Annotated in this window: 28 protein-coding genes and 2 pseudogenes; 22 read left to right on the forward strand and 8 right to left on the reverse strand. The window is 35.1% G+C overall.

What is annotated here, in order from left to right:
* Window positions 1-68: 68 nt before the first annotated feature.
* Both ACQV2Q_RS07525 and ACQV2Q_RS07530 read right to left on the reverse strand, forming a co-directional pair.
* Window positions 69-1,478 carry an MATE family efflux transporter gene (locus ACQV2Q_RS07525; protein WP_428875359.1) on the reverse strand — a complete coding sequence of 470 codons (1,410 nt, stop codon included), beginning with the start codon at window positions 1,476-1,478 and terminating at the stop codon, window positions 69-71.
* A 260-nt stretch (window positions 1,479-1,738) separates the two neighbouring features.
* Window positions 1,739-1,999, reverse strand: a pseudogene (locus ACQV2Q_RS07530) (IS481 family transposase); the annotation flags it as partial.
* A 359-nt stretch (window positions 2,000-2,358) separates the two neighbouring features.
* Here ACQV2Q_RS07530 and ACQV2Q_RS07535 point away from each other — a divergent pair.
* The 12 genes from ACQV2Q_RS07535 to ACQV2Q_RS07590 all read left to right on the forward strand — a co-directional run bounded on the left by ACQV2Q_RS07535 (window position 2,359) and on the right by ACQV2Q_RS07590 (window position 12,985).
* Window positions 2,359-2,634: a UPF0223 family protein gene (locus tag ACQV2Q_RS07535; protein WP_428875364.1), complete on the forward strand. Its 276-nt coding sequence runs from the start codon at window positions 2,359-2,361 to the stop codon at window positions 2,632-2,634.
* Window positions 2,635-2,643: 9 nt separating this feature from the next.
* Window positions 2,644-3,423 carry an inositol monophosphatase family protein gene (locus tag ACQV2Q_RS07540; protein ID WP_428875365.1) on the forward strand — a complete coding sequence of 260 codons (780 nt, stop codon included), beginning with the start codon at window positions 2,644-2,646 and terminating at the stop codon, window positions 3,421-3,423.
* A 9-nt stretch (window positions 3,424-3,432) separates the two neighbouring features.
* The gene (typA, locus tag ACQV2Q_RS07545) at window positions 3,433-5,262 is read left to right on the forward strand and encodes a translational GTPase TypA (RefSeq protein WP_428874312.1); all 1,830 of its coding nucleotides are present in this window, start codon (window positions 3,433-3,435) and stop codon (window positions 5,260-5,262) included.
* 139 nt (window positions 5,263-5,401) lie between these two features.
* Window positions 5,402-6,004 (forward strand): superoxide dismutase, encoded by a 603-nt coding sequence (locus ACQV2Q_RS07550; protein ID WP_428874313.1) that lies wholly within the window; start codon window positions 5,402-5,404, stop codon window positions 6,002-6,004.
* A 198-nt stretch (window positions 6,005-6,202) separates the two neighbouring features.
* Window positions 6,203-7,474 carry an FtsW/RodA/SpoVE family cell cycle protein gene (locus ACQV2Q_RS07555; RefSeq protein WP_428882407.1) on the forward strand — a complete coding sequence of 424 codons (1,272 nt, stop codon included), beginning with the start codon at window positions 6,203-6,205 and terminating at the stop codon, window positions 7,472-7,474.
* Window positions 7,474-7,830, forward strand: coding sequence for a YlbG family protein (locus ACQV2Q_RS07560; protein WP_428874316.1), 357 nt, complete (start codon window positions 7,474-7,476; stop codon window positions 7,828-7,830). The genes ACQV2Q_RS07555 and ACQV2Q_RS07560 overlap by 1 nt, the downstream gene beginning before the upstream one ends.
* Window positions 7,831-7,835: 5 nt before the next feature.
* On the forward strand, window positions 7,836-8,417 hold the full coding sequence (rsmD, locus tag ACQV2Q_RS07565; RefSeq protein WP_428874317.1) for a 16S rRNA (guanine(966)-N(2))-methyltransferase RsmD: 582 nt from the start codon (window positions 7,836-7,838) through the stop codon (window positions 8,415-8,417).
* Window positions 8,410-8,895: a pantetheine-phosphate adenylyltransferase gene (coaD, locus tag ACQV2Q_RS07570; protein ID WP_428875366.1), complete on the forward strand. Its 486-nt coding sequence runs from the start codon at window positions 8,410-8,412 to the stop codon at window positions 8,893-8,895. The genes rsmD and coaD overlap by 8 nt, the downstream gene beginning before the upstream one ends.
* A 114-nt stretch (window positions 8,896-9,009) precedes the next feature.
* Window positions 9,010-9,708 (forward strand): helix-hairpin-helix domain-containing protein, encoded by a 699-nt coding sequence (locus ACQV2Q_RS07575; protein WP_428874321.1) that lies wholly within the window; start codon window positions 9,010-9,012, stop codon window positions 9,706-9,708.
* Window positions 9,709-9,749: 41 nt separating this feature from the next.
* Window positions 9,750-12,104 carry a DNA internalization-related competence protein ComEC/Rec2 gene (locus ACQV2Q_RS07580; protein WP_428882414.1) on the forward strand — a complete coding sequence of 785 codons (2,355 nt, stop codon included), beginning with the start codon at window positions 9,750-9,752 and terminating at the stop codon, window positions 12,102-12,104.
* Window positions 12,105-12,150: 46 nt separating this feature from the next.
* Window positions 12,151-12,450 carry a hypothetical protein gene (locus ACQV2Q_RS07585; RefSeq protein ID WP_428874322.1) on the forward strand — a complete coding sequence of 100 codons (300 nt, stop codon included), beginning with the start codon at window positions 12,151-12,153 and terminating at the stop codon, window positions 12,448-12,450.
* 58 nt (window positions 12,451-12,508) lie between these two features.
* The gene (locus ACQV2Q_RS07590; protein WP_428876612.1) at window positions 12,509-12,985 is read left to right on the forward strand and encodes an S-ribosylhomocysteine lyase; all 477 of its coding nucleotides are present in this window, start codon (window positions 12,509-12,511) and stop codon (window positions 12,983-12,985) included.
* Between the two features lie 124 nt (window positions 12,986-13,109).
* On the opposite strand, the pseudogene ACQV2Q_RS07595 reads toward ACQV2Q_RS07590, so the two are convergent.
* Together ACQV2Q_RS07595 and ACQV2Q_RS07600 are read right to left on the reverse strand one after the other, a co-directional pair.
* Window positions 13,110-13,340 (reverse strand): annotated as a pseudogene (locus ACQV2Q_RS07595) (N-acetyltransferase family protein); the annotation flags it as partial.
* 36 nt (window positions 13,341-13,376) lie between these two features.
* The gene (locus tag ACQV2Q_RS07600; RefSeq protein WP_428874325.1) at window positions 13,377-13,628 is read right to left on the reverse strand and encodes a hypothetical protein; all 252 of its coding nucleotides are present in this window, start codon (window positions 13,626-13,628) and stop codon (window positions 13,377-13,379) included.
* Between the two features lie 188 nt (window positions 13,629-13,816).
* Between ACQV2Q_RS07600 and ACQV2Q_RS07605 the strand changes: the two genes are divergently transcribed.
* The 4 genes from ACQV2Q_RS07605 (at window position 13,817) to ACQV2Q_RS07620 (ending at window position 17,189) form a co-directional block, all read left to right on the forward strand.
* Window positions 13,817-14,245 carry a MarR family winged helix-turn-helix transcriptional regulator gene (locus ACQV2Q_RS07605; protein WP_428874522.1) on the forward strand — a complete coding sequence of 143 codons (429 nt, stop codon included), beginning with the start codon at window positions 13,817-13,819 and terminating at the stop codon, window positions 14,243-14,245.
* A gap of 143 nt (window positions 14,246-14,388) precedes the next feature.
* Window positions 14,389-15,279, forward strand: coding sequence for a polysaccharide deacetylase family protein (locus ACQV2Q_RS07610; RefSeq protein WP_428882408.1), 891 nt, complete (start codon window positions 14,389-14,391; stop codon window positions 15,277-15,279).
* Between the two features lie 9 nt (window positions 15,280-15,288).
* Complete coding sequence (locus ACQV2Q_RS07615) at window positions 15,289-16,059, forward strand: hypothetical protein (protein ID WP_428882409.1); 771 nt, start codon at window positions 15,289-15,291, stop codon at window positions 16,057-16,059.
* A 14-nt stretch (window positions 16,060-16,073) separates the two neighbouring features.
* Entirely contained in the window at window positions 16,074-17,189 is a 1,116-nt protein-coding gene (locus ACQV2Q_RS07620; protein ID WP_428882410.1) for an alpha/beta fold hydrolase, read from the forward strand.
* A gap of 53 nt (window positions 17,190-17,242) precedes the next feature.
* On the opposite strand, the gene ACQV2Q_RS07625 is transcribed toward ACQV2Q_RS07620, so the two are convergent.
* Complete coding sequence (locus ACQV2Q_RS07625) at window positions 17,243-18,085, reverse strand: DegV family protein (protein ID WP_428875487.1); 843 nt, start codon at window positions 18,083-18,085, stop codon at window positions 17,243-17,245.
* 157 nt (window positions 18,086-18,242) lie between these two features.
* Here ACQV2Q_RS07625 and ACQV2Q_RS07630 point away from each other — a divergent pair, with 157 nt between their 5' ends.
* The 3 genes from ACQV2Q_RS07630 to ACQV2Q_RS07640 all read left to right on the forward strand — a co-directional run bounded on the left by ACQV2Q_RS07630 (window position 18,243) and on the right by ACQV2Q_RS07640 (window position 20,756).
* On the forward strand, window positions 18,243-18,866 hold the full coding sequence (locus ACQV2Q_RS07630) for a hypothetical protein (RefSeq protein ID WP_428874517.1): 624 nt from the start codon (window positions 18,243-18,245) through the stop codon (window positions 18,864-18,866).
* Between the two features lie 518 nt (window positions 18,867-19,384).
* A complete protein-coding gene (locus ACQV2Q_RS07635) occupies window positions 19,385-20,098 on the forward strand; it encodes a YutD family protein (protein ID WP_428874515.1) in 714 nt (237 codons plus the stop codon).
* A gap of 28 nt (window positions 20,099-20,126) precedes the next feature.
* The gene (locus tag ACQV2Q_RS07640; protein WP_428882412.1) at window positions 20,127-20,756 is read left to right on the forward strand and encodes a TIGR01906 family membrane protein; all 630 of its coding nucleotides are present in this window, start codon (window positions 20,127-20,129) and stop codon (window positions 20,754-20,756) included.
* Window positions 20,757-20,795: 39 nt separating this feature from the next.
* Here ACQV2Q_RS07640 and ACQV2Q_RS07645 read toward each other — a convergent pair whose 3' ends face one another.
* Genes ACQV2Q_RS07645 through ACQV2Q_RS07655 form a run of 3 tightly spaced genes read right to left on the reverse strand, consistent with a single transcriptional unit; the run spans window position 20,796 to window position 22,858 of the window.
* Window positions 20,796-21,335, reverse strand: coding sequence for a phosphatidylglycerophosphatase A family protein (locus ACQV2Q_RS07645; RefSeq protein WP_428874513.1), 540 nt, complete (start codon window positions 21,333-21,335; stop codon window positions 20,796-20,798).
* Window positions 21,328-22,329: an NAD(P)/FAD-dependent oxidoreductase gene (locus ACQV2Q_RS07650; RefSeq protein ID WP_428875484.1), complete on the reverse strand. Its 1,002-nt coding sequence runs from the start codon at window positions 22,327-22,329 to the stop codon at window positions 21,328-21,330. The genes ACQV2Q_RS07645 and ACQV2Q_RS07650 overlap by 8 nt, the downstream gene beginning before the upstream one ends.
* A 13-nt stretch (window positions 22,330-22,342) precedes the next feature.
* On the reverse strand, window positions 22,343-22,858 hold the full coding sequence (locus ACQV2Q_RS07655) for a divergent PAP2 family protein (RefSeq protein ID WP_428874511.1): 516 nt from the start codon (window positions 22,856-22,858) through the stop codon (window positions 22,343-22,345).
* 124 nt (window positions 22,859-22,982) lie between these two features.
* Here ACQV2Q_RS07655 and ACQV2Q_RS07660 point away from each other — a divergent pair, with 124 nt between their 5' ends.
* From ACQV2Q_RS07660 to ACQV2Q_RS07670, 3 genes are read left to right on the forward strand one after another with little or no spacing between them, the layout of a single operon-like run.
* Window positions 22,983-23,570 carry a peptidylprolyl isomerase gene (locus tag ACQV2Q_RS07660; protein WP_428882413.1) on the forward strand — a complete coding sequence of 196 codons (588 nt, stop codon included), beginning with the start codon at window positions 22,983-22,985 and terminating at the stop codon, window positions 23,568-23,570.
* A gap of 22 nt (window positions 23,571-23,592) precedes the next feature.
* Complete coding sequence (locus ACQV2Q_RS07665) at window positions 23,593-23,988, forward strand: CvfD/Ygs/GSP13 family RNA-binding post-transcriptional regulator (RefSeq protein WP_428874509.1); 396 nt, start codon at window positions 23,593-23,595, stop codon at window positions 23,986-23,988.
* Window positions 23,989-23,999: 11 nt separating this feature from the next.
* Entirely contained in the window at window positions 24,000-25,343 is a 1,344-nt protein-coding gene (locus ACQV2Q_RS07670) for a glucose-6-phosphate isomerase (protein ID WP_428874507.1), read from the forward strand.
* Window positions 25,344-25,743: the final 400 nt, after the last annotated feature.

The following is a 25,743-nucleotide window of genomic DNA, read 5'->3' on the forward strand; positions in this document are numbered from 1 at the left end:
GAAAAATTTAAGCCCCATGCAAAAATCATGCAGGGGGCTTAAATTTTAAGGTTAGACGATTTGCATCCTTAAAGAGGTGGCAGTGTTCCCAGATCCTTTTTTGGCATTGATTGGAATTGATGATAAATGACATAGCTAGCTAAGATAAAAGCCATTACGTCCGCGATAGGGGCTGCCAAAGGGACTTGTTCGACACCGAACTGGTGGCCAAAAAACAAAATGAGGGGAAGCAAGAAAAAAATCTGTTTACTAAGGGCCAATAATGCACTCTTAAAGCCATAACCAATGGCTGATAGGAGATTTGCCATTCCAATGTGCATGCCTATAATAACCGTCATGAATAAAAAGCTACGTAAGTAATGCATGGCATAAGTAAAGTATAACTCCTCACCATTACCAAAGATACGGATTAAAGGACGGGTGAGGGTTTGGAAGATAACAAACATTATTAATGAGAAAGCGGCTAAAACTTTCATCTCTAATTTGAAAGTGTCTCTAACGCGCTGATAGTTTCTAGCGCCGTAATTGACACCCAAAATAGGTTGAGCTCCTTGAACGATTCCGATGACAACACCTATGAACAAGGTGTTAATTTTAATGGTAATACCAGCAGCAGCGATTGGGATATCCGCTCCGTAAATAGAGTTGGCTCCGGCAAATTTAAGAGTATTATTGAGGACAATTTGAACGACGGTATTTGACAACTGAAAGACAAAAGAGTTGATACCCAGTTTAAATATTTGCCAAAGTTCGTTCAGCTGGATAGTTATTTCACGAAAATGAATGGATACTAGTTTGAATTTTGGAATATAAGCAAGAATAAAAAGTCCTGAGACTATTTGCCCGATAATTGTGGCCAAAGCAGCACCACGCATTCCCCAATTAAATCCGAAAATAAACAGAGGGTTCAATGCTGTATTGATTGCTGCCCCTACGAGAACACTTATCATGGAGTATTTTGCACTACCATCTGCTCTAACGAGATTTGCTCCACCAATATTCAACATAAAAAAAGGAATACCTATAGCAATAATTTGTACATATTGAACGGACAGAGGATAAACTTTTTCAGTAGCTCCGAAAAATTTCATTAGTGGACCTGCTTGCCAAAAGACTACAAGAGCGAGAAGAATTCCCGATAAAAGTAAAAATCCAAAGGCTGTTGCGAGTGTATTGCGAGCCGTAGTGAAATCTTTTCGACCAATAGTTAAATTAAAGTTAGCAGCGGCGCCAATTCCTGTGAGTAATCCGATGGCTAAACAGACCGTCGTTATCGGAAAAGCGATATTGGTTGCTGCATTTCCTAAATAGCCAACTCCTTGTCCAATAAAGATTTGATCTACGATATTGTAAAGAGAGTTGGCCAGGTTGGCAATAATACTGGGAATTGCAAATTGTTTAAGTAATTTGGACACGGGTTCAGTTTCAAGAGGGTTGTGTATGTTAGGAATTTCAAGCGAGGGATTAGTTTCTGTCACAAATTTCTTCCTTTCTTAGCAAATTTATTTTTATTATGATAATCGACTTCCCATTATAACATAAAAAAATTCTAAAGGTAAAACGATCCAATTAAACAAGAAAATTTGTGATCTAGAGTTGTCAAACATATGTTACACAAGGTGCTTCTAAAATGGCATGCTTATGTCTTAGCGTCTAGCCCTCAAATTCTTTATATCTGTCAAAGAGGAAAGCGGAGCGATCCTTGACAGAAATAAAGAATTTGAGATCATGGGCAAGACTAAGCAGGCTTGTTCCTAAAGTATTCGCGTACTACTTCATTGGGACTCTTAAAATTTAAAACCTTTCGATGGATATTATTGCCTCGGTTCACATATCGACGATGTGCTTTCTTCAATTCTTGCATACTCTTCAATTCTCGACGAATGTAGAATCGTTCCCCATCTTCTCGGTGACTTCTTTCAACTATGCCGTTCTGCCATAGAGAATAGGGACGGGTCTTGAGATACTCTATCTCCTTACTCTCTGATATCTCTTCAAAAAAGTATGCTTAACGCTCAAAATAGTCCCGAAAGTGGAAAGAGAGTTTACCAACACTCTTTCACCGGAGCATTATGCCTTTCTAAACAAGCAAGAAACAGAACCATGAATGAAAGATAAAAAGATACGTTGCAAATAAAACACTATTTTTAACATTTTATATTTGAGGCGTTCAAAATATTGAATGTGAGGAGTTTTTGACGGTAATTAGTATGCTCTATTGACTAGGATCCGCTTTTTGATTGAGTAGAACAATGTATCTCATTAAGAAAACGTTTTATATTCGAAATACTTTTTCATTTGCGTAAAAATGCGTTATATTAGTATTAACCGAAATGAATTTGTTGGAGGTGTAATAAGATGTCTAGTTATTCCTATCCATTAAATGAAGATTGGTCAAGTCAAGAAATTACGATCGTTGTTGATTTTTTAGCAGGGGTTGAATCCGCCTATGAAAGAGGAATTAGAGTAGAACGGATTAAAGATAAGTATCGAGCATTTAAAGAAATTGTCAATTCGATAAGTGAAGAAAAACAAATTGATCGTGAATTTCAAGCGGCTTCGGGATACTCTATCTATCGATGCATGCAAAAAGCTAAAACATTGAAGGATTCCCAAACGTTAAAAATGCCTTAGGAGGTCACTATGGATTTTCAATTACATCAACGTGTAATATCTTGGTTAAAAACAGCTGGGGACTCGTTGATCGCTTCCTTGAATACCAATTTAATGGTTGAAGAAAAAACGAACGCAAGTGATTTAGTCACACGGATGGATAAAGAAGTAGAAGCCTATTTTACCCAACAAATTAACACTTACTATCCCGACCATCGTGTATTAGGCGAAGAAGGAAAGGGACATTCGATTAAAGAGACTCATGGAGTCTTATGGATAATTGACCCGATTGATGGAACTTTGAATTTTGTCAAGCAAGGGCGTTTTTTTGGCGTCATGATTGGTATATATAAAGACGGTCGGCCGCTAGCGGGCTATATCTATGATGTAATGCAAGGCGATCTTTATTATGGGTTTGTCGGTCAAGGCGCTTTTTTGAATGATCGTCCTCTGATACCATTAGAAATTAATTCGTTAGAGCAAGGGCTTATGGTGACAAACGCCCACATTTTAGTTGAAAACCAATTTAATAGTCAAGCATTATTACATGCATCTCTGGGTTCAAGGTCTTATGGTTGTGCAGCTTATGAAATGATTTCCGTTATTAGAGGGGAATCCGCTTTTTATTTAGCAAGTCGTTTAATGCCGTGGGATTTTGCAGCGGGAGTAGCAATTTTAGAATCTTTAGGTTTTAAGTATAGTCAACCTAACGGACAGGATCTGAACCTTTTAACAGCGAATCCTGGTCTCTTCTCTAACGCTGCAGTTTATGAGGAAGTATTACAGATAATTAATTCAAAAGAAAATTAGGAGAATTTAATGAAAATAAGAAATGACATAAGAAATATTGCAATCATTGCCCACGTTGACCACGGTAAAACCACTTTGGTTAATGAGCTCCTTAAGCAATCGGATACTTTAGATGCTAGAGCTCAGATAGACGATCGTGCAATGGATCGCAATGATATTGAAAGAGAACGTGGCATTACCATCTTAGCTAAAAATACAGCTGTAAATTACAAGGGAACACGGATCAATATCATGGATACGCCTGGACACGCAGACTTCGGTGGTGAAGTAGAACGTATTATGAAAATGGTTGATGGCGTTATCTTGGTAGTAGATGCTTATGAAGGTACTATGCCTCAAACACGCTTTGTGTTGAAGAAAGCCTTAGAAGAAGGTAAGACTCCTTTAGTGGTTGTTAATAAAATTGATAAGCCATCGGCTCGTCCGGAGGTAGTTGTTGATGAAGTGCTTAACCTATTGATTGAATTAGGCGCAGATGATGATCAATTAGAGTTCCCAGTTGTTTATGCTTCAGCTATTAATGGGACTTCTTCGCTTTCTAGTGATTTGCAAGACCAAGAAAATACCATGGATCCAATTTTTGAATCAGTAATTGAACATATTCCAGCACCAATTGATAATTCAGATGACCCACTGCAGTGTCAAGTCACCATGCTTGATTACAATGACTTTGTCGGCAGAATTGGAATCGGTCGCGTTTTCCGTGGCAAGATCAAAGTTGGGGATGCGGTAACGGTTATTAAGATTGATGGCTCTAAGAAGAATTTCCGGGTGACAAAATTATATGGTTTTCTTGGATTAGACCGAATTGAAATTAAAGAAGCGATGGCCGGAGACTTAATTGCAATTTCTGGAATGGATGATATTTATGTAGGAGAAACGATTGCTTCAGTTGATAATCCAGAGGCTATGCCATTGCTTCATATCGATGAGCCAACTCTAGAAATGAACTTCTTAACCAATAATTCTCCATTCGCTGGCCGTGAAGGGAAGTATGTTACTGCGCGTAATTTGGAAGATCGTTTGATGCAGGAATTGCATACAGACGTTTCTTTAAATGTTACGCCAACAGACTCGCCAGATACTTTCAAGGTGGCTGGACGTGGGGAGTTACATTTATCGATCTTAATCGAAAATATGCGACGTCAAGGCTATGAATTCCAAGTCTCACGTCCGCAAGTGATTATAAGAGAAATCGATGGCGTTAAGTCAGAACCATTTGAACGTCTTCAAATCGATACCCCGGAAGAATACATGGGGGGCATTATCGAGGCTATCAGTAATCGTCGGGGTGAAATGGCAGATATGGTTCACTCTGGCAATGGACAGATTCGTCTGGTCTTTTCAATTCCAGCTCGTGGTTTAATTGGTTTCTCAACCGAATTTATGTCTTTAACAAGGGGATACGGCATTATGAACCATACTTATGATGAGTACCGTCCGGTGATTAATGTAGAACTTGGTCAGCGTCGTAACGGAACCTTAGTTTCCATCGATAGCGGTCAAGCAACCACATATTCAATTATGAATCTTGAGGATCGTGGAACGATTTTTGTTGAACCTGGTACGGAGGTATATGAAGGAATGATTGTTGGCGAACATAATCGTGAGAATGATTTGACGGTTAATATCACTAAAGCAAAACAATTAACGAATGTCCGTTCAGCTAACAAAGACCAAACAGCTGTGATTAAATCCACTAAAAAAATGACATTGGAAGAAGCTATACAATTTATGGCAGATGATGAATATTGTGAAATTACACCAATGGCAATCCGTTTACGCAAACGTATTCTAGACAAATCAACCCGTGAAAAAGCGAAAAAAAATAAAAAATAATATAAACATAGAACTCGAAGATAATAAAAGAGTATCTTTGGGTTCAATGCCTTTGTGAATAGATATATAAGCATATTTCTTTGTCTGACTATAGTGGCATGATATGATAAAGATCATAACAGAATTAGGAGGAGTAAAAATGACATTCAAATTACCTGAATTACCCTATGCATATGATAATTTAGAGCCCGCTATTGATCAAAAAACCATGGAGATTCACCATACTAAACACCACAATGGTTATGTTACTAAATTAAACGCAGCCGTTGAGGGAACCGAGTATGCTGACCAATCGATTGAAGAAATTATCAAGAGCTTAAAATCACTTCCAAGTGATATTCAAACAGCTGTTCGCAACAATGGTGGAGGCCACTATAACCACTCGCTATTCTGGGAATCATTACAAGCTCCTCAAGAAGACAACAAGCCTTCTGGAGACTTAGCTAAGAAAATTGATGAAGAATTTGGGTCTTTCGAAAAATTCCAAGAAGAATTTACAAAAGCTGCAACCGGTCAATTTGGATCAGGTTGGGGTTGGTTAGTTAAAGATGGCGACAAACTAAAAGTTTTAGGCACTCCAAATCAAGACAATCCTTTAACTGAAGGTTTAACTCCTTTATTAGGTTTAGACGTTTGGGAGCATGCTTACTACTTAAACTATCAAAATAGACGTCCGGACTACGTTAAAGCTTTCTGGTCTATTATTAATTGGGACAAAGTTGCAGAACGCTTTTCAGCATAATATTTATGAATAAATAAGTATAATGATTATTTTTAAAACTATCTATTTAGTTTTCACTTACTTTCCAAGTTTTTAAACTTAAGAAAAGTAAGTGCTTTTTTAATTCCTAGTCAGAGTAAATCCCGATCTTATTTTCATAAATACCCACTACTGATGCTTTATGCTATAATGTTTTTAGCGAATTAGAGAGGAATAATTATGGAAAACAAAGTCTTTCACATCACTCCTAAAACTAGAGAAGTAGTTTCTAAAGAAATGAATAAAGAGCGTTTTATCACAAGCTTTAAGAAAAAATTTGATCTATATGGAAAGGGCGATAAGTTACTAAGTCTTATTGTCATTGTTTTACTACTTTTTTCCATGTTAGCCGTCTTTTCTTCTACCATGTCACAAGATCCATTAGCCATGGTGAAGAAGCAAGCCCTCTCAATTTTGATTGGTTTTTGCATGATTTTACTCGTTCGGCTTGTTCCAAACGGATGGTTTTCTAACATCTTTTTAATTAATATACTCAATTTTCTAACAATGGTTTTAATTTTTTATGCTACTTTCTTCGGTCAGGAAGGAGGAGGGGCATCTTCTTGGATCAATATTGGAGGATATAATTTTCAACCTTCTGAGCTATTTAAAATAGCTATGGTGCTCACATGTAGTCGACTGGCTGTTTATTTTAAAAGAACTTATCTGATAGCACTAGAAAAGTCTTCTTTTTGGTATATCATTTTGCCCTTTGGTTTAATGATAATATCGGCAATGTTTGTTTTAATTCAGCCTGATGTAGGCACAACAGTACTTATTGGTTTTTGTGCTTATTCTCTGTTTATGATTTTTAATTTATCAAGAAAGAAGAATATTCTTTCTCTGTTATTTTTTATTGTTGTTACTATAGTTATCTATATTGTTTCAATATACTTTGCAGACTATTTTGTGGGTACTGGAAGGCACTTTTTTGAACGTTTAGGATCTTTCATTGATCCGTTTAAATATCAACATGGGACAGGCTATCAAGTCATTCAATCCTATAAAGCAATCGCTAATGGTGGCCTTTTCGGTGTGGGCTTAGGTCAAGGAGTAATAAAAGAAATGCTTCCTGCCGCTCATACAGATTTTATTTTATCAGTGATAGCAGAAGAGACAGGATTGCTAGGGGTAAGCGCTGTAATCTTAACATTACTTGGTTTAGTTTTTTACTTACTCAGAACAGCCAGTATGATGAGTAAATTGTTTCACCGTATTTGTATTACGGGATTTGCTATTTTAATCTTTACGCAAACATTTGTAAATATTGGAGGATTGACAAGTTTAATCCCCCTTACTGGAGTGACACTTCCCTTTATATCGTATGGAGGGACGAGCATGGTAGTCAATTTGATAATAATAGGCATTGTTCAAAAATTCATCAGTGAAGAAGCTCGGATGAGACAAACAACTAATCGCTCAAAAGTATCCAATTTGAAAGGTGGACGCTAATGACATTTGAAGCAGTAAAAAGAAAATCGCTTGTTGTATGGTTATATAGTCTTAAACAATGGAAGCAATTAAGAAAATATGGCACAGTACATTATTTAAGTGAACGCTTGAAATATGCCATCATGTACGTGAATGATTCTCAGCTTGATGAAACTTTATCTTCTTTGCGTAAATTAAATTTTGTGCGGGAAGTAGAGGTTTCATACCGAGATGATATCGATATGACTTTTAAAGATGCTATAAAGGATCGAATTGATCCTGATTTAAAAGCAGAAGAGGAAGAAGAGGTTTCGTTTGACGAATTCTTTAAAGATCTCGCCCAAGAAATCGTCCCAGAAGCAAAAGATAAGAAGTAGGTGGTATGATGCGAGTCATTGCAGGAAGTTATCGATCTCGTCCTTTAAAGGCGGTTCCCGGGAAAAACACACGGCCTACAACCGATAAAATAAAAGAATCGATGTTTAACCTTTTGGCTAATCGATTACCGATTGATGGCTATTGTTTGGATTTTTACGCGGGATCAGGAGCTTTGGCCATAGAGTCTGTTTCAAGAGGACTGGCAGGAGCTGTTATGTGCGAGAAAGATCGGCGAGCCGTTTTAACGATTAAAGAAAATATAAAGATGACAAAAGAAGAAGAAAAGTTTGTACTTCTAAGTGGCAAAAACCGGACAAAGTTATTAGATTGGGGTCTAAAAAACCAACGAGCCTTTGACCTTGTATTTCTTGATCCCCCTTACGCTGAAAATCAAGTTGAGCAAGACTTAGAGTGGTTAATCAAAAATGATTTTCTAAATCCGAGTTGCTTAATAGTTCTTGAGGCTGACGAAGTGCATTCCGTAAAAGAAATCCCTAATTTTCTTGAATTAAAAAATAAAAAATATGGGATTACAGTCATTCGAATATATCAATACCAAGGTGAGGAGAGCGAAGAGTATGAGTAAAAGGGTAGGTGTTTTTCCTGGTTCATTCGACCCCTTAACATATGGACACTTAGATTTGATTGAGCGATCCAGTCAATTGTTTGATGAAGTAATCGTATTAATTGCAGTGAATACCACAAAAAAGACCGTCTTTACAGTTGAGGAGCGAAAGCTTTTAATCGAAGAGGCTACAGCAGCATTTAAAAATGTAAAAATTGATTACTTAGAAGATGGCTTAATTGCTCATTACTATCAAAAAGTTAAGGCGATTTCCCTTATTCGGGGAGTACGCTCGGCACAAGATTTTGAATATGAAGCGAATATTGCGACTGTTAATCGAACCCAACTCCCAGGCCTTGAAACAGTTCTTTTATTTGCGAATGAAAATTATCGCTATTTAAGCTCCAGTTTAATCAAAGAAATCGCTTATTTTGGTGGAGATATTTCGCAAATGGTTCCTCCAAATGTTGCCCAAGCACTTGCTCAAAGGATAAAATAAAAAGAGATATCCAAAGCTTATTTTAAGACCCTCAGTATTTTGATGCTGGGGGTCTTAAAAGCGCCTTTAAGAAATTCTCCTTGTATTTAAGATTGTCAAGTGAGGAGGAAAGTCATGAAGTCTTATTTTGAAGAAAGTCAAAAAGCGTCTGTTTATGCAAAAATTAGAAATAAGCCATTTTTATTGATATTAGTTGCTTGTGTATGTGTTTTTATGATGCTAAATCAAAACAATTTATTAAGGGATACTGTTGATTTACAAGCAGAAGAGCATTCACTAGCATTGGAAATGACCAGTCAAGAAAATGAGACCACTGTATTAAAACAACTTTATGTAGATTTGAAGGGAGCGGTTATGAAACCAGGAGTTTATCAATTACAGCAAGGATCACGTTTAATTGATTTAATCGATAAGGCTGGAGGTTTTACTGAAGATGCGGCACAAGACAGCTTAAATTTAGCGTTACTGTTAGAAGATCAGATGATGGTTACAGTATATAGTCAGTCGGAATGGGATACCCTAATCATAAACGAGCAATCACAGCAGAAAACATCGGCCTTAAACCAGGAGTTAATGTTGGTAGGATCTTCTAATAAAGAGGAGAGGCAAACACTCATTAATATTAATACAGCAGATCAAGCAGAATTAGAAACTTTGCCACAAATCGGTCCTTCTAAAGCTCAAAAAATCATTCAGTATCGCCAGGACCATGGTTCTTTTCAAGCCACTGAAGATATTTTACAAGTTTCAGGCATCGGTCCAAAAACCTTTGAAGGATTAAAAGACCTTATTACAGTAGGGCTTCAGCAATGAATAAATTGACAAGTTGTCGTTATCACTGGACTTTAATTGCTATGCTAATTAGTTTGTTTTTATTGTTTCTTATACATTCCACCTTGTCTTTCTTCATTCTATTTTGTTTAAGCCTTATACGAATTATTAAGTGTGATAATAAGGCCGTAATCATTTTAGCTGTCTTTTTTTTATTGTTAGTGTTCGTAAGGCATCGGTTTTTAGAAAACAAGTTACAAGAACAACTTTCTATGCTTAATGACCAAGAAAAAATTGAAGCCACTATAACTATCAATCCAAACCAAATCCAACAAAGTGAAAATACCTTTTATGGTGAAGTCTTCTTAATTATCGAAAATGATACCACTTTCCCTGTGACAGTGACCTATTGGAATGAGGAAGCTTTGCAAGAAAATTTACCTGACTTAACCCTTAGCTCCTATCGTTTAGAAATAGAAGGCGAAATTAAGCAAGTAGAACCTAATCGCAATTTTGATCTTTTTAACTATCAAAGTTACTTAAAAAGAAAAGGCATAGCTTGGGGGGTGGAGGTAAAGAAAATTAAAAAAATTTCATTGAATCAATCTAATTTAATCAACCACCCCTTAGAATTACTTGCTAATGTTAGAGCAAGGTTAACACATTATATAAGAAAATGTGGTCAGATTCCTTTAGTTAGTATTCATAATAAATTACTCTACAATTTAAATTCCACAGTTTATCAAGATTATAAACAGGCCTTTATGACTTTAGGAATTTTACACTTTTTCTCAATCTCAGGTTTTCATGTCAACTATCTCCGAAGAGTTCTCAATACTATCTTATTAAGAATAGGTATTTCTCCTCTAGTAAGTAAAAAAATCAATTTTATACTTTTAACCTTTTTTGCATGGTTAGTAGCTTGGCCTATAGGTGTTATCCGTTCTATGTCGGTTATTATAATTAATGATTTACGCAAAAGGTTTGATTGGCCACTTTCTTCTTTAGATGTTTTGTCAGTAATTTATATAACCCTCCTAATTATTAATCCCTTCAATATAAAAAGTTTAGCCTTTCTTTTATCATTCATAATGTCGTATCTGATTTATTTTTATCAAGGAAGTATAGTCGATAGCCTTTCAACTACTTGGCAAGAAAAAAGTGAACTAACTTTATTTTGTTTCTTATTTTCATGGCCCCTTTTACTCTCAAGTACTTATACCATTAATTTTTTACAGCTAGCAGTCGTGCTTTTATTTACGCCTATATTCGAAAGATGGATTTTGCCAAGCATGTTCTCTTTTTCAATTTTATTATATGTTAGTCAGTACTATCCAGCTTTATTAAAGTTCATTACTTATCTATCTAATGTCTTCCAAAGAATGTGGGAATTCCTTTCGCTTCATTCTGTTATAGAAAGCGGGACAATCTTATTAGGAAACGGAAACTTTTTCTTACCAATCTTTTTACTTGGTATAGCTATTATTTGGTTTTATTATTTAAAAAGCAACCCAAAATTAGCTTGGCAATCTTTAATTATCGGTTATTCAATCGGAATATTATTTTATCCTTATCTTGATCCACGTGAGCGAATCATCGTTTTAGATGTAGGGCAAGGAGATGCTTTACTCTATAAAAAGGCTTTTTCAAAAGAGGCTTGGTTAGTTGATACCGGAGGGAAGATGGCTAGCTACCAGGAGAAAAATAAATTGGATACTCAATTTGCTTTAAAAAATGTCATTCCAGCTTTAAAATCACAAGGAATTGCTAGTTTGGAAGGCGTCATTATCACTCATCCAGATATCGACCACCTTGGTAATTTGATAACACTTATCCAAGAGATTGAAATAAAACATCTGTATTATTCAAAATTCACTAAAGAGTCAGCAATATGGCAAACCATGGCAAATAAAATTCCTAATCAGACCCAGCATCACATCTTAAATCCGGGAACTAAGGTGAGGGTAGGAGGCAATCAAATTGAGATAATTTGTTTGGATATGCCTGCGAGTCTTAAAGATGATTTTAGTAATGCTTCTTCGCTAATCACTTCTTTTGTAATAGACGATAAAAAATTTCTTAATATGGCAGATCTACCAATTGAGCTAGAAAAATCTTTGTTACAAGTTTTTTCAAGTGAAAAAGTAGACGTTTTAAAAATTGGTCATCATGGTAGTAAAACTTCTACTAGTGAAGATCTATTAGACCAACTGCAACCAGAATTAGCGCTCATATCATCTGGGAAGGACAATCCTTATAATCATCCTCATAGTGAAACAATTGAAAAATTAGAAAAAAGACACCTTAATTATTTAGATACACAAGATGTCGGTGCTATCGAAATTTCATACTTACCTTTTTATGGCTGGTCAATTAGAACAGCAATAAACAAGGAGAACTTAAATATACAGATTAGAAATTCACATTTACTATATTAGCGATATATGATATATTTTAAAAAACTGAAGTAAAGGGAGGTTTGTGATGAACATAATAGTCTTTATCTATGCATCTATAGTGTTTATAACTGGCATTTTAGGAATAAAAAATGGGCTCAATATTTCAAAGATAACATTGACTGTTATTGATTTGCTATTTCTTTTGACCCTAATGAATTTATGGTCAAGCTTGAAACCTTTAGACATTGCTATTTCTATCTTGTTACTAGCCCTTTCCATTACGCTCTATCGCGATCGATTGGTAAGTAGTCGACAAGCTAATATAAGCCATCATCTTTTGCGTTTAATCATCCATTTTATTCTAATATACTTTTTATTTAACTAAAAATTGACAGATAATTCTTCTTTCGTTACATTGGAAGCAATATAAAGGAGGAATTCTATTGGAAAAAATACCAAGTTTTACCATCAATCATTTAATCTTAAAACCCGGTATCTACTTGTCTCGAACAGATGAGATTGGTGGAAGAAAACTACATACTTATGACTTACGTTTCACAGCACCAAATGTTGAACCCGTAATGAATACAGCAGAAATACATACAATTGAGCATTTAGCAGCAACTTTTTTACGTAATCACGAAAAATATAAAAAGGAAGTCATTTATTTTGGACCAATGGGCTGTCGTACGGGCTTCTATTTAATTTTAACGGACGCCTTAGAAGGGCTAGAAGTTTTGAATTTAATTAAAGAAACCTTTAAATTCACAGCAGACTTTGAAGGGGAGATACCTGGTGCTACTGCCAGAGATTGTGGAAATTATCTCGATCAAAACCTACCAATGGCTAAATATCAAGCAAAGCGATATGTAAAAAATCTTGAAAAAGTGACTGATTTAAGCTTTACTTATCCCGAATAGTTTTTCAAAAATAAATGCAGGTTTATAATGGAGTTTAAAATGAAACTTCAACAAACCTGCTATTTATTTGACTGTGTAGTGATATAATTAATCAGTAATTAATTGGTCTCTTTCAAAGTCGAATTCAACTGCTGGATATTGAATGGTTTGGTGAAACAGCTCTTATAACTTTTCGCATCCAAATCACATCAATAAAGCGTTCAGCTTTGCGCACTAATTTTGGGAAAGTAAGCATAGGTTTAAAGCCTTCTTTTTCATGAAAGCTTAGAGAGCGATAATTATCAGCGACAATGGTAGAAATGATGTATTCGATATTAGTTTGAGAGAGCATCAACACTATCACCGTATAAAGTTCATGACCGCCCCCCTTTACTGGACAACCTTCAGCTGTCTAGATTGAAAGTAAAGTAGCCTGAGGCAAAAAGGCTTTATAAAAACCACTAAGGTAAGCAAAGCCAATCACTTCATTTCCATGTTGAAAGCCTAATTTACCATCGGTTTTATAGACAGTTAGTCGTCGACTAATTGAGCGACGTGTTAAACCGAGCTCCACCTGGGCTCTGGCTTTTGATTTTCGGCCCTGTGCAACCGATTGAATGACGGCATATTTTCTTTGTTCGAACATTATTAAATAACTCCCCATCTAACCCCCTGAAGGAAGTATAACTCAGAAGTGGGACATTTTGATTTGTGTTCTCTTGAGACATTATCATTTACGTTTAACACAAATTTTTTAGATTTTTATTGGAATGGATTGACTAATTTTAATAGATAAGATATAATTATTTCGCTTTCGAGATTAAAAATTTTAAGATAAGAAGGTGAGAGTAGATGTTAGATCGAGATACAGAAGTTTTAAAAACATATATTGGTATGATGAGAGCACATGCCTACTTTGAGAAATTGGTGAAAAAAGATGCGAATCATTCAGATATGAATGTGACGGAGTTTGCTGTATTAGAATTATTATATAATCGTGGCCCTCAACCAATTCAACAAATTGGGAATCGAATTTTAATTGCTTCCTCTTCAACCACTTACGTGATTGATAAGTTGTGTAATAAGGGTTATGTGGAACGAAAGCCAGATTTAAATGACCGTCGTGTAACTTTTGCTGAAATTACAGCAGAAGGTACTAAGTTGATGGATGAGATTTATCCTGAGCACCGTAAACATTTGTTAGAAGTTTTTGAAGAATTCACTACAGATGAAGTGCTCGAAATGAAACGCTTATTACAAAAGTTAACTCGCTATGAATAGCCTGCTTGATCCCCTAACTCTTTTAGTGAGTTAGGGACTTTTTTGTTAAATGTAGCGTGTATTAGGATAGTCTTGCTTTTAACTTTAATTCTTTCTATTATAAACTAAAAAGGCAAATCGGATTTAGAAAGGACAAATTATTGATGAAATTCTCGGCTTTAATTCTTTTATTATTTTGTTTATCCGCTTGTCAAAAGGCGCCTTTAAACGAAGAAACAGAATCAAAAAAAGTACAGCTTGATGAATTAGAAATACTAGAGAGTACTTACGATGAAGATTCCACTAAAGAAAGTTCTTTAAAAAAGGATGGTACTCGTCAAGCTTGGACAGATTATTCTAACTATGCGGAAGTCGATGAGGATGGCTATGCCTACTATATGCAAGAAAACCCTGATATTTCTTCGGAAATATTTCCTTTATACGATAGTAGTGATCATAAAGTTCTTTTATTTACCTTTGATGATGCGCCTCAAAGACCGAATTCCTATGCACTTGAAATTGCCCAACAATTAAAAGCTAAGGATGTAAATGCTATTTTCTTAGTGAATGGTATGTTCTTAACAGAGGAAAAGGGGAGAAAGATTACCAAGCAAATTTATGATATGGGATTCGAAATCGGTAATCATACTCAGCATCATCCTAACTTAAAAGAAATGACCTACGACCAGCAGTATCAAGAAATTAAACAAACAAGTGATTTGGTTGAAGAAATTACAGGAGAAAAACCAAGATGGTTCCGCCCGCCTTTTGGTTTGTTTAACATGGATACCTATCAGATATGCCAAGAACTAGAAATGCAATTAATGACTTGGAATTTTGGATATGATTGGATGGATGAGTATTTAGAAAGCGAAGCTTTATTAGAAGTGTCTTTAAATAATGATTATTTAAGGGCAGGAGCAAACATTCTTATGCATGATCGTCCATGGACTAATGGTGCTATCTCGAGGATGGTAGACGGTTATCGTGAGCAAGGTTACCATATAGTTGATCCTTTATTAATTCGTAAACCAAATTTTGAAAAAGAAAGCTAGGCGAATCGATTGAAAAAATATTTTCCTCTATCTTTTTATTTTAAACTCTTATTTATAATACTTGGACTAAGCACCATCTATCACTTTCATGAAGAAATGATCGATCAAGCTTTGTCTCAAGAAGGTTTATCCACTTATCAAAGACTCAGTAAAATATCTGAGGAACTGATTGGAATTGAAAAAGTTCCAGATGAAGACTCTCCCGATATAATTAATCAGATTCAGTCGTACCCAGGGAATAAACAACCCATCCAGTATCCACAAGCAGTTTTAGCACATCCTCGATTTATCAAAGGCCAGCAAATGGCAGACTCTTTTAATAAGCAGTTAGATATAAGTCAGCTAAACAGGTCATTTATAGAAGCAATTAACAGAGTTTATCTCCCACAACAAACAGTCTATCTAGCACCATATTTGTCAAATGGGAATCTACTTAGACTCGATGAGTTAGACAATTATGTATATTTAGATTCTAAAACTACAGAGGGACTAAATTTCCGCGAGCGTTTTTACGAGATTGAAAATAATCAATATCGGATTGGCGAAAACTTATATGAGGTTTTTATTTCGTCTGATGATATTCATTTAGATACTTGGTCTAAAGATGAAGCAGTATTCGCTCAATATTTAGCCAAAGCTTTTTTCGAACAAAATGAAGATTTTTCTGACATGCGGTCGGTATTTATATCTGCTAAAGCTTCAGCCAGTGATTTTCGTCTAGATGATTCGTCCTATGTGCGGATTGTTGTGGTATTAAACTTTGACACACAGAAACTTTAAATAGGGAGGATAATATGAAAAGTAACAATTACCTTAGATGGTCTCTTGCATTAGCAAGTATTTCTCTAGCTTCTCAATTACATCAAAATTTTAAGCATCCACTTCCTAAGATTAGTCATGCTGAAAGATTGCTTGAATTAGCTGAAATTGAAAATTCCATGGATTGGTTGCAAGAAGAAGAATATGAGAAGAATTGGGATGAAAAACTAAGCCCATTTATCGATAATTTAAGACAAGAGGGATCAATTAACCAAGGGGCTTATCACTTAGCTTATGACTTCTATGCTTTAGAAACAGCCAAAGCAACTTGCCTTATTGTCCATGGTTTTAATGAATTTAAAGAAAAATATCGAGAATTAGTATATTATTTATTACAATCAGGAATTCAAGTACTGACTTATGATGCACGAGGACATGGGGAATCTAAATTATCACCTAACCAAACCCAAATTGATATTATAGATTTTAACGTTTATATCAATGATTTAAAATGCCTAGTAAGAAGGGTTAAAGAACTGGGTGGAGAAGAACAGCCTCTCTTTATATTTGGACACTCAATGGGTGGGGCTGTCAGTTCTCGCTTTGCTCAATTATGGCCAGATTTAGTAGATGGTCTTATTTTATCCTCCCCAATGCTTGCGATTGATACTAAGGGAATGCCAATGGAATTGGCGCATATGAGCGCTAGCTTGATGCAAAAAGTCGGCCGGGGTAAGAATTATTTACCTGAAGATTCAAATGGAGGAATAGATGACCATTTAGTTTTCAGAACACCCAATCAGCTGTCCAATTCTGAAGTAAGAGGGCGCTTCTTTTTTGAACTCAATAAAAAACTTCATCTTTATCCTACCAAGTCAGGCTCTATTAACTGGTTGAAGGCATCTTTAGATGCTTTGCAAACTATCCATCAAGAAAAAGAAATCAAGAAAATGACTTTTCCAAGTCTCATCTTCCGAGCAGCTAGTGATAAGATTGTAAAAAAAGAGGGTATCTTCCATTTTTATAATTGTCTTCCAAATTCATTAAACTTCCTTGTACCTTCAAGTGAGCACGAGATTCTTTTAGGACATGATGATCAAGTGAGAAAGATAGTGAGTCAAATCCTTCACTTTATTAATAAAAATATATAGTAAACAAAGAAGGCTGCCTTAAGGGATGTTTAAGGCAGCCTTCTTTGTTTGAATTATTTGGTTTGGTAGCCAACAATTAGACCATTTCTTTGAGCATAGAAAGTGCATAAGCCAGAAGAAGGTAAAATATTAATTTCTGCATGTGGAAATTCTGCAAGAATCATTGACTGAAGTTCTTGGCTCGCTTCCGGGTTTAGGACATGGTTAATAAATATTTTCCCTCCATTAAATCCCTTGCTTTTTATTTCTGCCCAAAGTTTTTTCATTGCTTTTTGATGGCCTCTAGCTTTTTGAGCAAGTTCAATCGTACCCTCAGAACTTCTTTTTCCGATTAAACGTATATTTAGTAATCCAATCATGTTTCCAACAATTTTAGATATTCGGCCATTTTTTACTAGATTATCAACAGATTCTAACAAAAAATTGACATTTGTATTTAAATGTTCTTTTTCAATTCTTGCCACTACCGAATCAAAATCAGTCTCTTCTTTAATGATACTTGCAGCAAGAGTAATAAGTAGGTCGATTTCAGCTCCAGCCGATCGACTGTCGATGATTTTAATATTAGCATCAGGACTTTTCTCTAAGGCTAACTCTCTTCCTAAACAAGCAGCATTGTAAGAGCCTGAAACACCTGAAGATAAAGTGAAACATAAAACATTTTGATTGGACTCAAATGTTTGTGCATAACTTTCAGGGCTTGGACAAGCAGTTCCAGTCTGTTGGCCACTTTCCATTTTATTAACTAGAGTTTGGGTATCCACTTGATTGTTATCTTTATATGTATGCTCATCGATATTCAGTATTAAAGAAACAACTTCAAACTCTATTTCCTCGTTGATATCTTTGACAGAACGAATACTCGCGCCAGAGTCAGTTACTATTTTCCACTGCATAATATTTCCCCCAATTATGGTCAATTAATTATCAGTAGTATAACTAATTTCAGAATCAGTTTCAATTTATTGAAAGTTTAATTTTAACACTTGCTAAAAACAGCATATTATCGGTAAAATAGGAGTTGACATACATTTCATGTGAGGAGGAAAGATTATGTTAGGAGATCTACATCGGTCCAATTTAATCGTCTTAGTTCAAATAGTTTTTTCGATTGTAGGATTAGGCTTTGCCTATATAGGGGCAATTGAGTATGGTTTAATATCTATGATGATAGGAGCCATTCTTAATGAGTATTCAATTGATATTTCTGAGCAATTTGACCAGACAGATGCACAACTAGCTTTTTCCACAGAGTTAGAGGTTATAGCTGATTTTCTATCCTTTGGTTTGATTCCAATTGGATTATTATTAACAGCTACTCAAGGTGGAATATTAGGTATGATTACTATTGCAGTCTACTTAACTGCTGTAGCCATTCGTTTAGCACATTTTAACCGTCCCTTGGAATTTCAAGCTTATCAAATAGATGAAGAGAATTTCTATTTGGGTCTTCCCTTAATTTCAGTAGCTATTGTCTTACCGATACTTTATTTACTTAGTTATCTTATACCAGCAACTGTCTTTTCAGTGCTTATCATGGTTGTTATGATAGTCTTAGCTGCCGGTTATGTGATTGCAAAACCAATTCCGCGTCTAAAAAAAGAATGGATGACTTACCTTATATTTGGTGTAATATTCTTAATTGTCGCTTATATACTTTTAGGTATTTTTAAATAGTCCATTTAAAACCTCCTTTTGTTATTAAGAGGAGGTCTTTTTATAACGAGTTAAAAATGTAACTGCAGAAGGATAGTTAATTAAATTGCATGTTTTATCTATTAATAAAATAGCATTGATAGCTGAAAAAGCGATATATCAGAGTAGTTTATATCAATACCAAAGAAAGCGTATTGAGCAAAGCGGTAGCTATTAAGATTTCTTTCCGAATAAATGAATCATCAAAAGTTTACATTAGCAAGTAGGGGACTCTTTGGCAATAGATTTGGAGGTATATTTTTTGCTACAATGTTCTTTAAAGGTGTTTCTATGAACGTTGGATTAATCGATGGCTAATAGATTGTGAAATGCTAGATAATGAACAAATGTATTGTCTAGCCAGTCTAGATGACTGTGTCTATCTTCCTTTTTACCGTTTATAATGAAATACGATAAACTAACGATTATCTTTCTTAATTTTAAGACATATTATCAGTGATTATTTTCAGGGAGAATTCCCTTTAGAACAGGAGTAAATTATGACAGATTCAACAAAAGAGTTAAAAATTAACAAACAAATAGATCGACTATTGGATGACCTAACGGGCGATGAATTAAATGAAGATGTTATTAAAAACATTAAATTTTTAAATGACAGTTCCTTAATGATTGAAGACGAAGAATACGATTTGATTATTAATCATCAAGAAGCTTTTGACTTTGAAGCCTTCTATAATCGCTATCAAGACCTCTTCGCTAAGTATGATTATATTGTTGGTGATTGGGCTTTTAATCAGCTTCGCTTAAGAGGATTTTATCAAATCGGAACACCCAAAGTGGCTTTCGATCAACGTATTGAAACGTTAGAGGATTATATCAATGAATATTGTAATTTTGGCGCCAAGTATTTTGTTATTGGAAAAAAAAGCTCTATCGCTGAATATCCTCATTTATTAGATCGATTGAGGGCGGGCAAGATAAATAACATTCAAAGTAAGACACTTTATCCAAGAACTTCAAATAAAAACACACGGGGACGTAGCTATCAAAAAAGAACGAATCGAAAAATTCAAAATCTCGGCCATCGTTCTAAGACTGTTACCCCTAAAATTAAGAGAAGAAATGAAAAAAGCCACTCACTAAGTAAATCTGAAAGTAAAAACAATTTGACTGTCGGGTCTAATAAGATGAATAAGCCGACAAACAGAATCAATCATAAGAAGGATTTCGTTATAAAAAAACGCCCCAACTAGCCTTTATTAGAAAGCGAGGATCCATAGTTTGACTGACCACATTAAAAATTTTGCCAGAGTTTGCTTATTTTGCCTAGCATCCTTAACTGGGGCAATCTCATTGACCGTTTTTCTATCGCCAGTTATTTATAGAATCTTTAATCAATATTTTAAATTGCATGAAACAGTTGGATTAACGAGTGAGCAATTAAATCAAAATTATCAAACAATTGTTGATTTCTTAACCCATCCGATGGAAAGTCAAATGCTATTGCCTGATTTTGCCTCTTCTGACGGAGGGATTCAGCATTTTGCTGAAGTTAAAGTTTTAATCCAGCTAACCATGATGGCAGCTTTGTTTTTAATTTTTGTTTTAGCGATTGTTTTGATAAATATTCGCAAGCAGAGGAGACGTAATCCCTATCTTAAGATATATATGATGCTAAGTTACATGTTGCCAATTGGTTTATTATTTCTAGCAGTTATCGCTTTTGATAAAATCTTTATTCTTTTTCACCAAATTTTCTTTAAAAATGATTTATGGCTGTTTGATCCTTTAACAGATCCTGTCATTAATGTGCTTCCAGATAGTTACTTCTTTCTATTACTAATTGTTGTCGTTATGCTATATGAATTATTGTTAGGAATTATTTATTTGTTTATTAAAAAGAAAATATAAAAAAGATAAGCTCAGCTGCTGAGCTTATCTTTTTTTAGCTTATAAATGACTTGGTTTTTTTGGAGGAACGGAAATTTCATCAGTTTGTGGTTGTGCGTGCGCAATTCGGCTTGCAGCGGCAGCGGCTAAGGCACCCACGATGTCATCAATAAATGTATTGCACCGCTGATCTTTTTCATCATTTAGTTTACCAATAATGCCCGGTTTAAGCTTATCTAAATAACCGAAATTAGTAAGACCGATTGATCCATAAACATTGACGATTGATAGAGTCAGAATTTCATCTATTCCATAGAGGCTCTCATCACGCATTAATAAGTCACATAGAAGTGGAGACAAAAGTCCTTTTTCAGCAGCAATATCTAATTCAATTCCAGTTATAATAGCATTTTGAACTTCTCGTTTTTGCATCACAGCATGTAAATTATCAATGCAGTCTTGCATAGTTAAAGTCTCAACATAAGTATTTTGTAAATCGTAGACGATTTTAGCGATTTCTTCGATGCTAACACCTCTTTCAGCTAGCAATTCATAGGATCTGGATTCTAGGTGTTTTAAGTGAATATAATCTTTAGTCATTGAACTCTCCTTCAAAAATAGTTGATGAATGTAAGGGCGACGGTCGATAATTAGGATCGATGAAGTGTAAGGCTTGATTAACAGCTAATAAGGCTTCACCAAATCCAGCTGCAATGATCTTTACCTTACCAGGATAGTCAGCAATATCCCCAACAGCGAAAACACCAGGCAAATTAGTTTCCATTAATGATGAAACTTTGATTTGGTTGCGAGAAAGCTTGAGTCCCCAATCTTTTATATGGCCTAAAGAATTAGAAAAGCCATAATTGACAATTAATTGATCGAGGCAAAGTTCTACTATTTTTTTTGATTTCACCTGCTGAAGCTTGAGTGATTCGAGCTGGTGATTTTTACCCTCTAAGGTTAAAATTTTATAGGGGGTTAGAATTTTAACAGACGAGGCATGTAATTTGGATACTGAGCTTTCTAAAGCTCGAAAGTTTTCACGTCGGTGTATTAAATAGACTTCTTTAGCAATTGGTTCTAGGGTGAGTGCCCAATCAACTGCAGAGTCTCCTCCTCCACATACTGCTATCCTCTGATGCTTAAAATGTTCAGGTTTTTTAACAATATAATGTAAGGAATGATTTTCGAAATGATTCGCATTATCCATTCCAAGCTTTCGGGGTTGAAAAGCTCCATTACCTGCTGCAATGATAACGGTCTTTGAGTAATAAATTTCTTTACTAGTTTGAATTGTATAGATGCCATCTTCTCTGGGAGAGAGATTTAAGACTTCTTCTCCCAAAGAAATATCTGGTTTAAAATGATTGACCTGTTCAAATAGTTTTTGACTCAAAATATTCCCCTTAATCGAAGGATAGGCAGGAATATCGAAAATCAACTTTTCACCATAAAGATGATTTGGTTGCCCCCCCACCTCCTCAAGTGACTCAATAATTTTTACTTTTGCGTTTCGCATATGAGCGAAGAAAGCGGTATAAAGGCCTACAGGGCCTGCACCGATAATTGTTATATCATAAATATTTTCCATAATTTCTGCCTTTCTAATAAAAAAACGCAAGGAATACTAAGCGCATGACTACTGCCACAAATCCGCCTGTAATAATACCTGCAAATACTTCTGTTGGTTTATGTCCAAGGTATTTAGTAACTATAAGGTCTTGATAATTATCAATAATTTCAGTTTCAAATTCAGAGTCTTCTAGTTTTTCTTTAATTGATTGAACATTTATATCCTCATAATTTGATTGAGAGAGACGTTTAACGATAGCATCAATTACAAGGCCTTGTTCACCACTTTGACGTCTGACCCCCATAGAATCGAACATGATAATAACACCGAATACAGTTGCTATGGCTACGTGTGCTGAAGCAAAACCGTATTCAAATATAAGACTGGCAATTAAACTTGCGACGGCAGCCGAATGCGATGAGGGCATGCCACCAGTAGAAGTGATTATATCTAATTTAGGACTTCGCTTTGAATAATAGGCAATTGGATATTTAATCATTTGCGCGAAAAAAATGGCGGTAAAAGCAGCAATTAATGGGTAATTCATAGCATCCTTATCCTTCTTTTTATTTTTAACACTAACTATCTTAACAAAAATAAGACCCTTTAACTATAAATTTAGTTTTTTTTCGAGTAAAATGATAGAGAAAATAGATATAAGGAGCGATAAAATGAATAATTTTCCACAATTAAAGACAGAGGAAATACAAAGTCAAGTTGTTTTACATACTAATAAGGGTGACATTGAATTAGCATTATTTAAAGAACAAGCACCCAGGACAGTCGAAAACTTCATTACTTTAGCTGAAGAAGGCTACTATGATGGCGTGATTTTCCATAGAGTTATTAAAGATTTTATGATCCAAGGAGGAGACCCAACAGGAACAGGCATGGGTGGTGAAAGCAAATGGGGAGAAAGTTTTGAAGATGAATTTTCAATGCATCTTTTTAACTTTTATGGAGCTCTTTCAATGGCTAATGCAGGACCAAATACAAATGGCAGTCAATTTTTTATTGTAACTGCACCAAATGTACCGGCTGATATGCTCCAACAGTTAAAAGACTTAGGGTTCCCTGATGAAGTTGTGAAGGCTTATGAAGAAAAAGGAGGAGCCCCTTGGTTGGATCAACGCCATACTGTCTTTGGTCAAGTCGTTGGAGGTATGGAGAATGTTTTAGCTATCCAAAATGTTACAACAGGGCCTCAAGACAAACCGGTTGAAGATGTGATGATTGAATCCGTTACCGTTTCTAAATAAGTGAGAAAGCACGGTAATCGATATGAAGTTTAAAATAGGAGATATTATTGAAGGAGAAGTAACCGGTATCCAGAACTATGGTATTTTTATAAAGCTTTCTGATGAAGAACAGGGTCTAGTGCATATTTCCGAATGTAAACATGGATATGTAGGGGCTTTAGATGAATTCATTAATATTGGAGAAAAAGTTAAAGTAGTTGTAATTGATATTGATGAATACAGTAAGAAAATTTCTTTATCCATGCGAGCACTAGATAAAATTAACACCCCATTGTTTCCTGTTAGAAATCGAAGAAAAAAAAGACGGAATTTACCAGACATAGGATTTAAGACCATAGCAGATAAGATGCCACAATGGATTGATCAAGCAATGCATTCTATTGAAGAAAATGAGTTTAATACCAAGATAGAAGTTTAGGAGGTTTATAAATGGAAACAATTAGCTTTGATTATTCGAAGGCTTTGAACTTTTTTCAAGAAAAAGAAATGGAGCACTTAAGTGGGTTCGCAGAATCCTCTTTACGTGAACTTAAAGAAAAAACAGGGGCAGGTTCTGAATTTACGGATTGGATTGATTGGCCACTTGATTTCCCCCAATCCGAAATAGAGCGAATTAAAGGAGTAGCTCAAAAAATTCAAAAGAACTCGGAAGTATTAGTAGTAATCGGCATAGGCGGATCCTATTTAGGAGCTAAAGCAGCCATAGATTTTTTAAACCATACTTTTTATAATATGATGGCTCCAAGCAAAAGTTTGCCTCAAATACTTTTTGCTGGTAACAACATATCATCCACTTACTTGAATGATTTAATAGAAGTAATTGGAGAGCGTGATTTCTCTATTAATATCATCTCTAAATCAGGAACAACTACGGAACCAGCAATTGCTTTTCGGGTTTTAAAAGAAAAACTAATCAAAAAATATGGAAAAAAAGAAGCTTATCAAAGAATTTATGCGACAACCGATCAAGCTAAAGGAGCATTAAAAAAAGAAGCCCAACAAAATAATTATGAGTCTTTTGTAATCCCAGATGGTATCGGTGGGCGCTTCTCAGTTTTAACACCAGTGGGCTTGCTTCCGATTGCTGTAAGTGGTGCAAGCATAGAAAGGCTGATTGAAGGGGCAAAAATTGCTAGAGAGCTTTATCTAAATGAGGATTTAGCAAAAAATCAAGCCATGCAGTATGCTGTTATAAGAAATATTTTCTATCGCAAAGGAAAGGTCAATGAATTGTTAATCAACTATGAACCAGCTTTACAAGCTTTCGGTGAATGGTGGAAACAGTTATTTGGCGAGTCTGAAGGAAAAGATCATAAAGGAATTTTCCCATGTTCAGCTAACTTTTCAACAGACCTACATTCAATTGGTCAAATTATTCAAGATGGCCAACGAAATATATTTGAGACGGTATTAAACTTCCAAAAAGTTAGGAAAGATTTAACAATCCCTCAATTAGAAGAAGACGTTGACGGTCTTTCATATTTAGAGGGAGAAAAAATGTCAACTGTTAACCAAATGGCTTATCAAGGAACTATGATTGCCCATACGGACGGAGAGGTACCTAATCTTATTATTAACATTCCAGCAATGAATGAAGAAAGCCTCGGTCAAATGATTTATTTCTTTGAAATGGCAGTCGCTATTTCTGGATACCTTAATGGTGTCAACCCATTTGATCAGCCGGGAGTCGAAGCCTATAAACGTAATATGTTTGCCTTACTTGGTAAAGATGGTTATGAAGAATTAACAAAGGAACTTAGTCAAAGAATATAGAATTATCAATCGATAATAAAAGTTAAAACATTTGAGATGGTCGGACTATAGATCGTCTCAAATGATTTTTATTCATCAGAGGTTATTGATAAAATTGAAGAACAAAAAAGAATTCACAAAAAATTTATAAAAAGTTAAAAAAGCTATTGACTTAAGCTAACAACCCATGCTATATTAATTCTTGTCGTCACGAACGAAGAGCAATGCATCTTGAGTTGCTAAAAATAAAAAACTTTGAAAAGTATTTGACATTAACAAACAACTCATGTTATATTATTTCTTGTCGTCACGAACGACCGAAACGAAAAAAGTTTAAAAAACTTTTTAAAAAGGTTTGACAAAAAATCTAAACCATGCTAGTATATAGAAGTTGTCACTTATGGCAGCGAAGCTCATTGAA

It is taken from the genome of Facklamia sp. P12950 (genome assembly GCF_050409465.1).
Classification (GTDB): Bacteria; Bacillota; Bacilli; order Lactobacillales; family Aerococcaceae; genus Facklamia.

What these genes read in the sequence shown, in the direction of transcription:
- ACQV2Q_RS07535 (WP_428875364.1), top strand. Translation starts at nt 2,359, where the DNA reads ATGTCTAGTTATTCCTATCCATTAAATGAAGATTGGTCAAGTCAAGAA.
- ACQV2Q_RS07540 (WP_428875365.1), top strand. Translation starts at nt 2,644, where the DNA reads ATGGATTTTCAATTACATCAACGTGTAATATCTTGGTTAAAAACAGCT.
- typA (WP_428874312.1), top strand. Translation starts at nt 3,433, where the DNA reads ATGAAAATAAGAAATGACATAAGAAATATTGCAATCATTGCCCACGTT.
- ACQV2Q_RS07550 (WP_428874313.1), top strand. Translation starts at nt 5,402, where the DNA reads ATGACATTCAAATTACCTGAATTACCCTATGCATATGATAATTTAGAG.
- ACQV2Q_RS07555 (WP_428882407.1), top strand. Translation starts at nt 6,203, where the DNA reads ATGGAAAACAAAGTCTTTCACATCACTCCTAAAACTAGAGAAGTAGTT.
- ACQV2Q_RS07560 (WP_428874316.1), top strand. Translation starts at nt 7,474, where the DNA reads ATGACATTTGAAGCAGTAAAAAGAAAATCGCTTGTTGTATGGTTATAT.
- rsmD (WP_428874317.1), top strand. Translation starts at nt 7,836, where the DNA reads ATGATGCGAGTCATTGCAGGAAGTTATCGATCTCGTCCTTTAAAGGCG.
- coaD (WP_428875366.1), top strand. Translation starts at nt 8,410, where the DNA reads ATGAGTAAAAGGGTAGGTGTTTTTCCTGGTTCATTCGACCCCTTAACA.
- ACQV2Q_RS07575 (WP_428874321.1), top strand. Translation starts at nt 9,010, where the DNA reads ATGAAGTCTTATTTTGAAGAAAGTCAAAAAGCGTCTGTTTATGCAAAA.
- ACQV2Q_RS07580 (WP_428882414.1), top strand. Translation starts at nt 9,750, where the DNA reads ATGCTAATTAGTTTGTTTTTATTGTTTCTTATACATTCCACCTTGTCT.
- ACQV2Q_RS07585 (WP_428874322.1), top strand. Translation starts at nt 12,151, where the DNA reads ATGAACATAATAGTCTTTATCTATGCATCTATAGTGTTTATAACTGGC.
- ACQV2Q_RS07600 (WP_428874325.1), bottom strand. Translation starts at nt 13,628, where the DNA reads ATGGGGAGTTATTTAATAATGTTCGAACAAAGAAAATATGCCGTCATT.
- ACQV2Q_RS07605 (WP_428874522.1), top strand. Translation starts at nt 13,817, where the DNA reads ATGTTAGATCGAGATACAGAAGTTTTAAAAACATATATTGGTATGATG.
- ACQV2Q_RS07610 (WP_428882408.1), top strand. Translation starts at nt 14,389, where the DNA reads ATGAAATTCTCGGCTTTAATTCTTTTATTATTTTGTTTATCCGCTTGT.
- ACQV2Q_RS07620 (WP_428882410.1), top strand. Translation starts at nt 16,074, where the DNA reads ATGAAAAGTAACAATTACCTTAGATGGTCTCTTGCATTAGCAAGTATT.
- ACQV2Q_RS07625 (WP_428875487.1), bottom strand. Translation starts at nt 18,085, where the DNA reads ATGCAGTGGAAAATAGTAACTGACTCTGGCGCGAGTATTCGTTCTGTC.
- ACQV2Q_RS07630 (WP_428874517.1), top strand. Translation starts at nt 18,243, where the DNA reads ATGTTAGGAGATCTACATCGGTCCAATTTAATCGTCTTAGTTCAAATA.
- ACQV2Q_RS07635 (WP_428874515.1), top strand. Translation starts at nt 19,385, where the DNA reads ATGACAGATTCAACAAAAGAGTTAAAAATTAACAAACAAATAGATCGA.
- ACQV2Q_RS07645 (WP_428874513.1), bottom strand. Translation starts at nt 21,335, where the DNA reads ATGACTAAAGATTATATTCACTTAAAACACCTAGAATCCAGATCCTAT.
- ACQV2Q_RS07650 (WP_428875484.1), bottom strand. Translation starts at nt 22,329, where the DNA reads ATGGAAAATATTTATGATATAACAATTATCGGTGCAGGCCCTGTAGGC.
- ACQV2Q_RS07655 (WP_428874511.1), bottom strand. Translation starts at nt 22,858, where the DNA reads ATGAATTACCCATTAATTGCTGCTTTTACCGCCATTTTTTTCGCGCAA.
- ACQV2Q_RS07660 (WP_428882413.1), top strand. Translation starts at nt 22,983, where the DNA reads ATGAATAATTTTCCACAATTAAAGACAGAGGAAATACAAAGTCAAGTT.
- ACQV2Q_RS07665 (WP_428874509.1), top strand. Translation starts at nt 23,593, where the DNA reads ATGAAGTTTAAAATAGGAGATATTATTGAAGGAGAAGTAACCGGTATC.
- ACQV2Q_RS07670 (WP_428874507.1), top strand. Translation starts at nt 24,000, where the DNA reads ATGGAAACAATTAGCTTTGATTATTCGAAGGCTTTGAACTTTTTTCAA.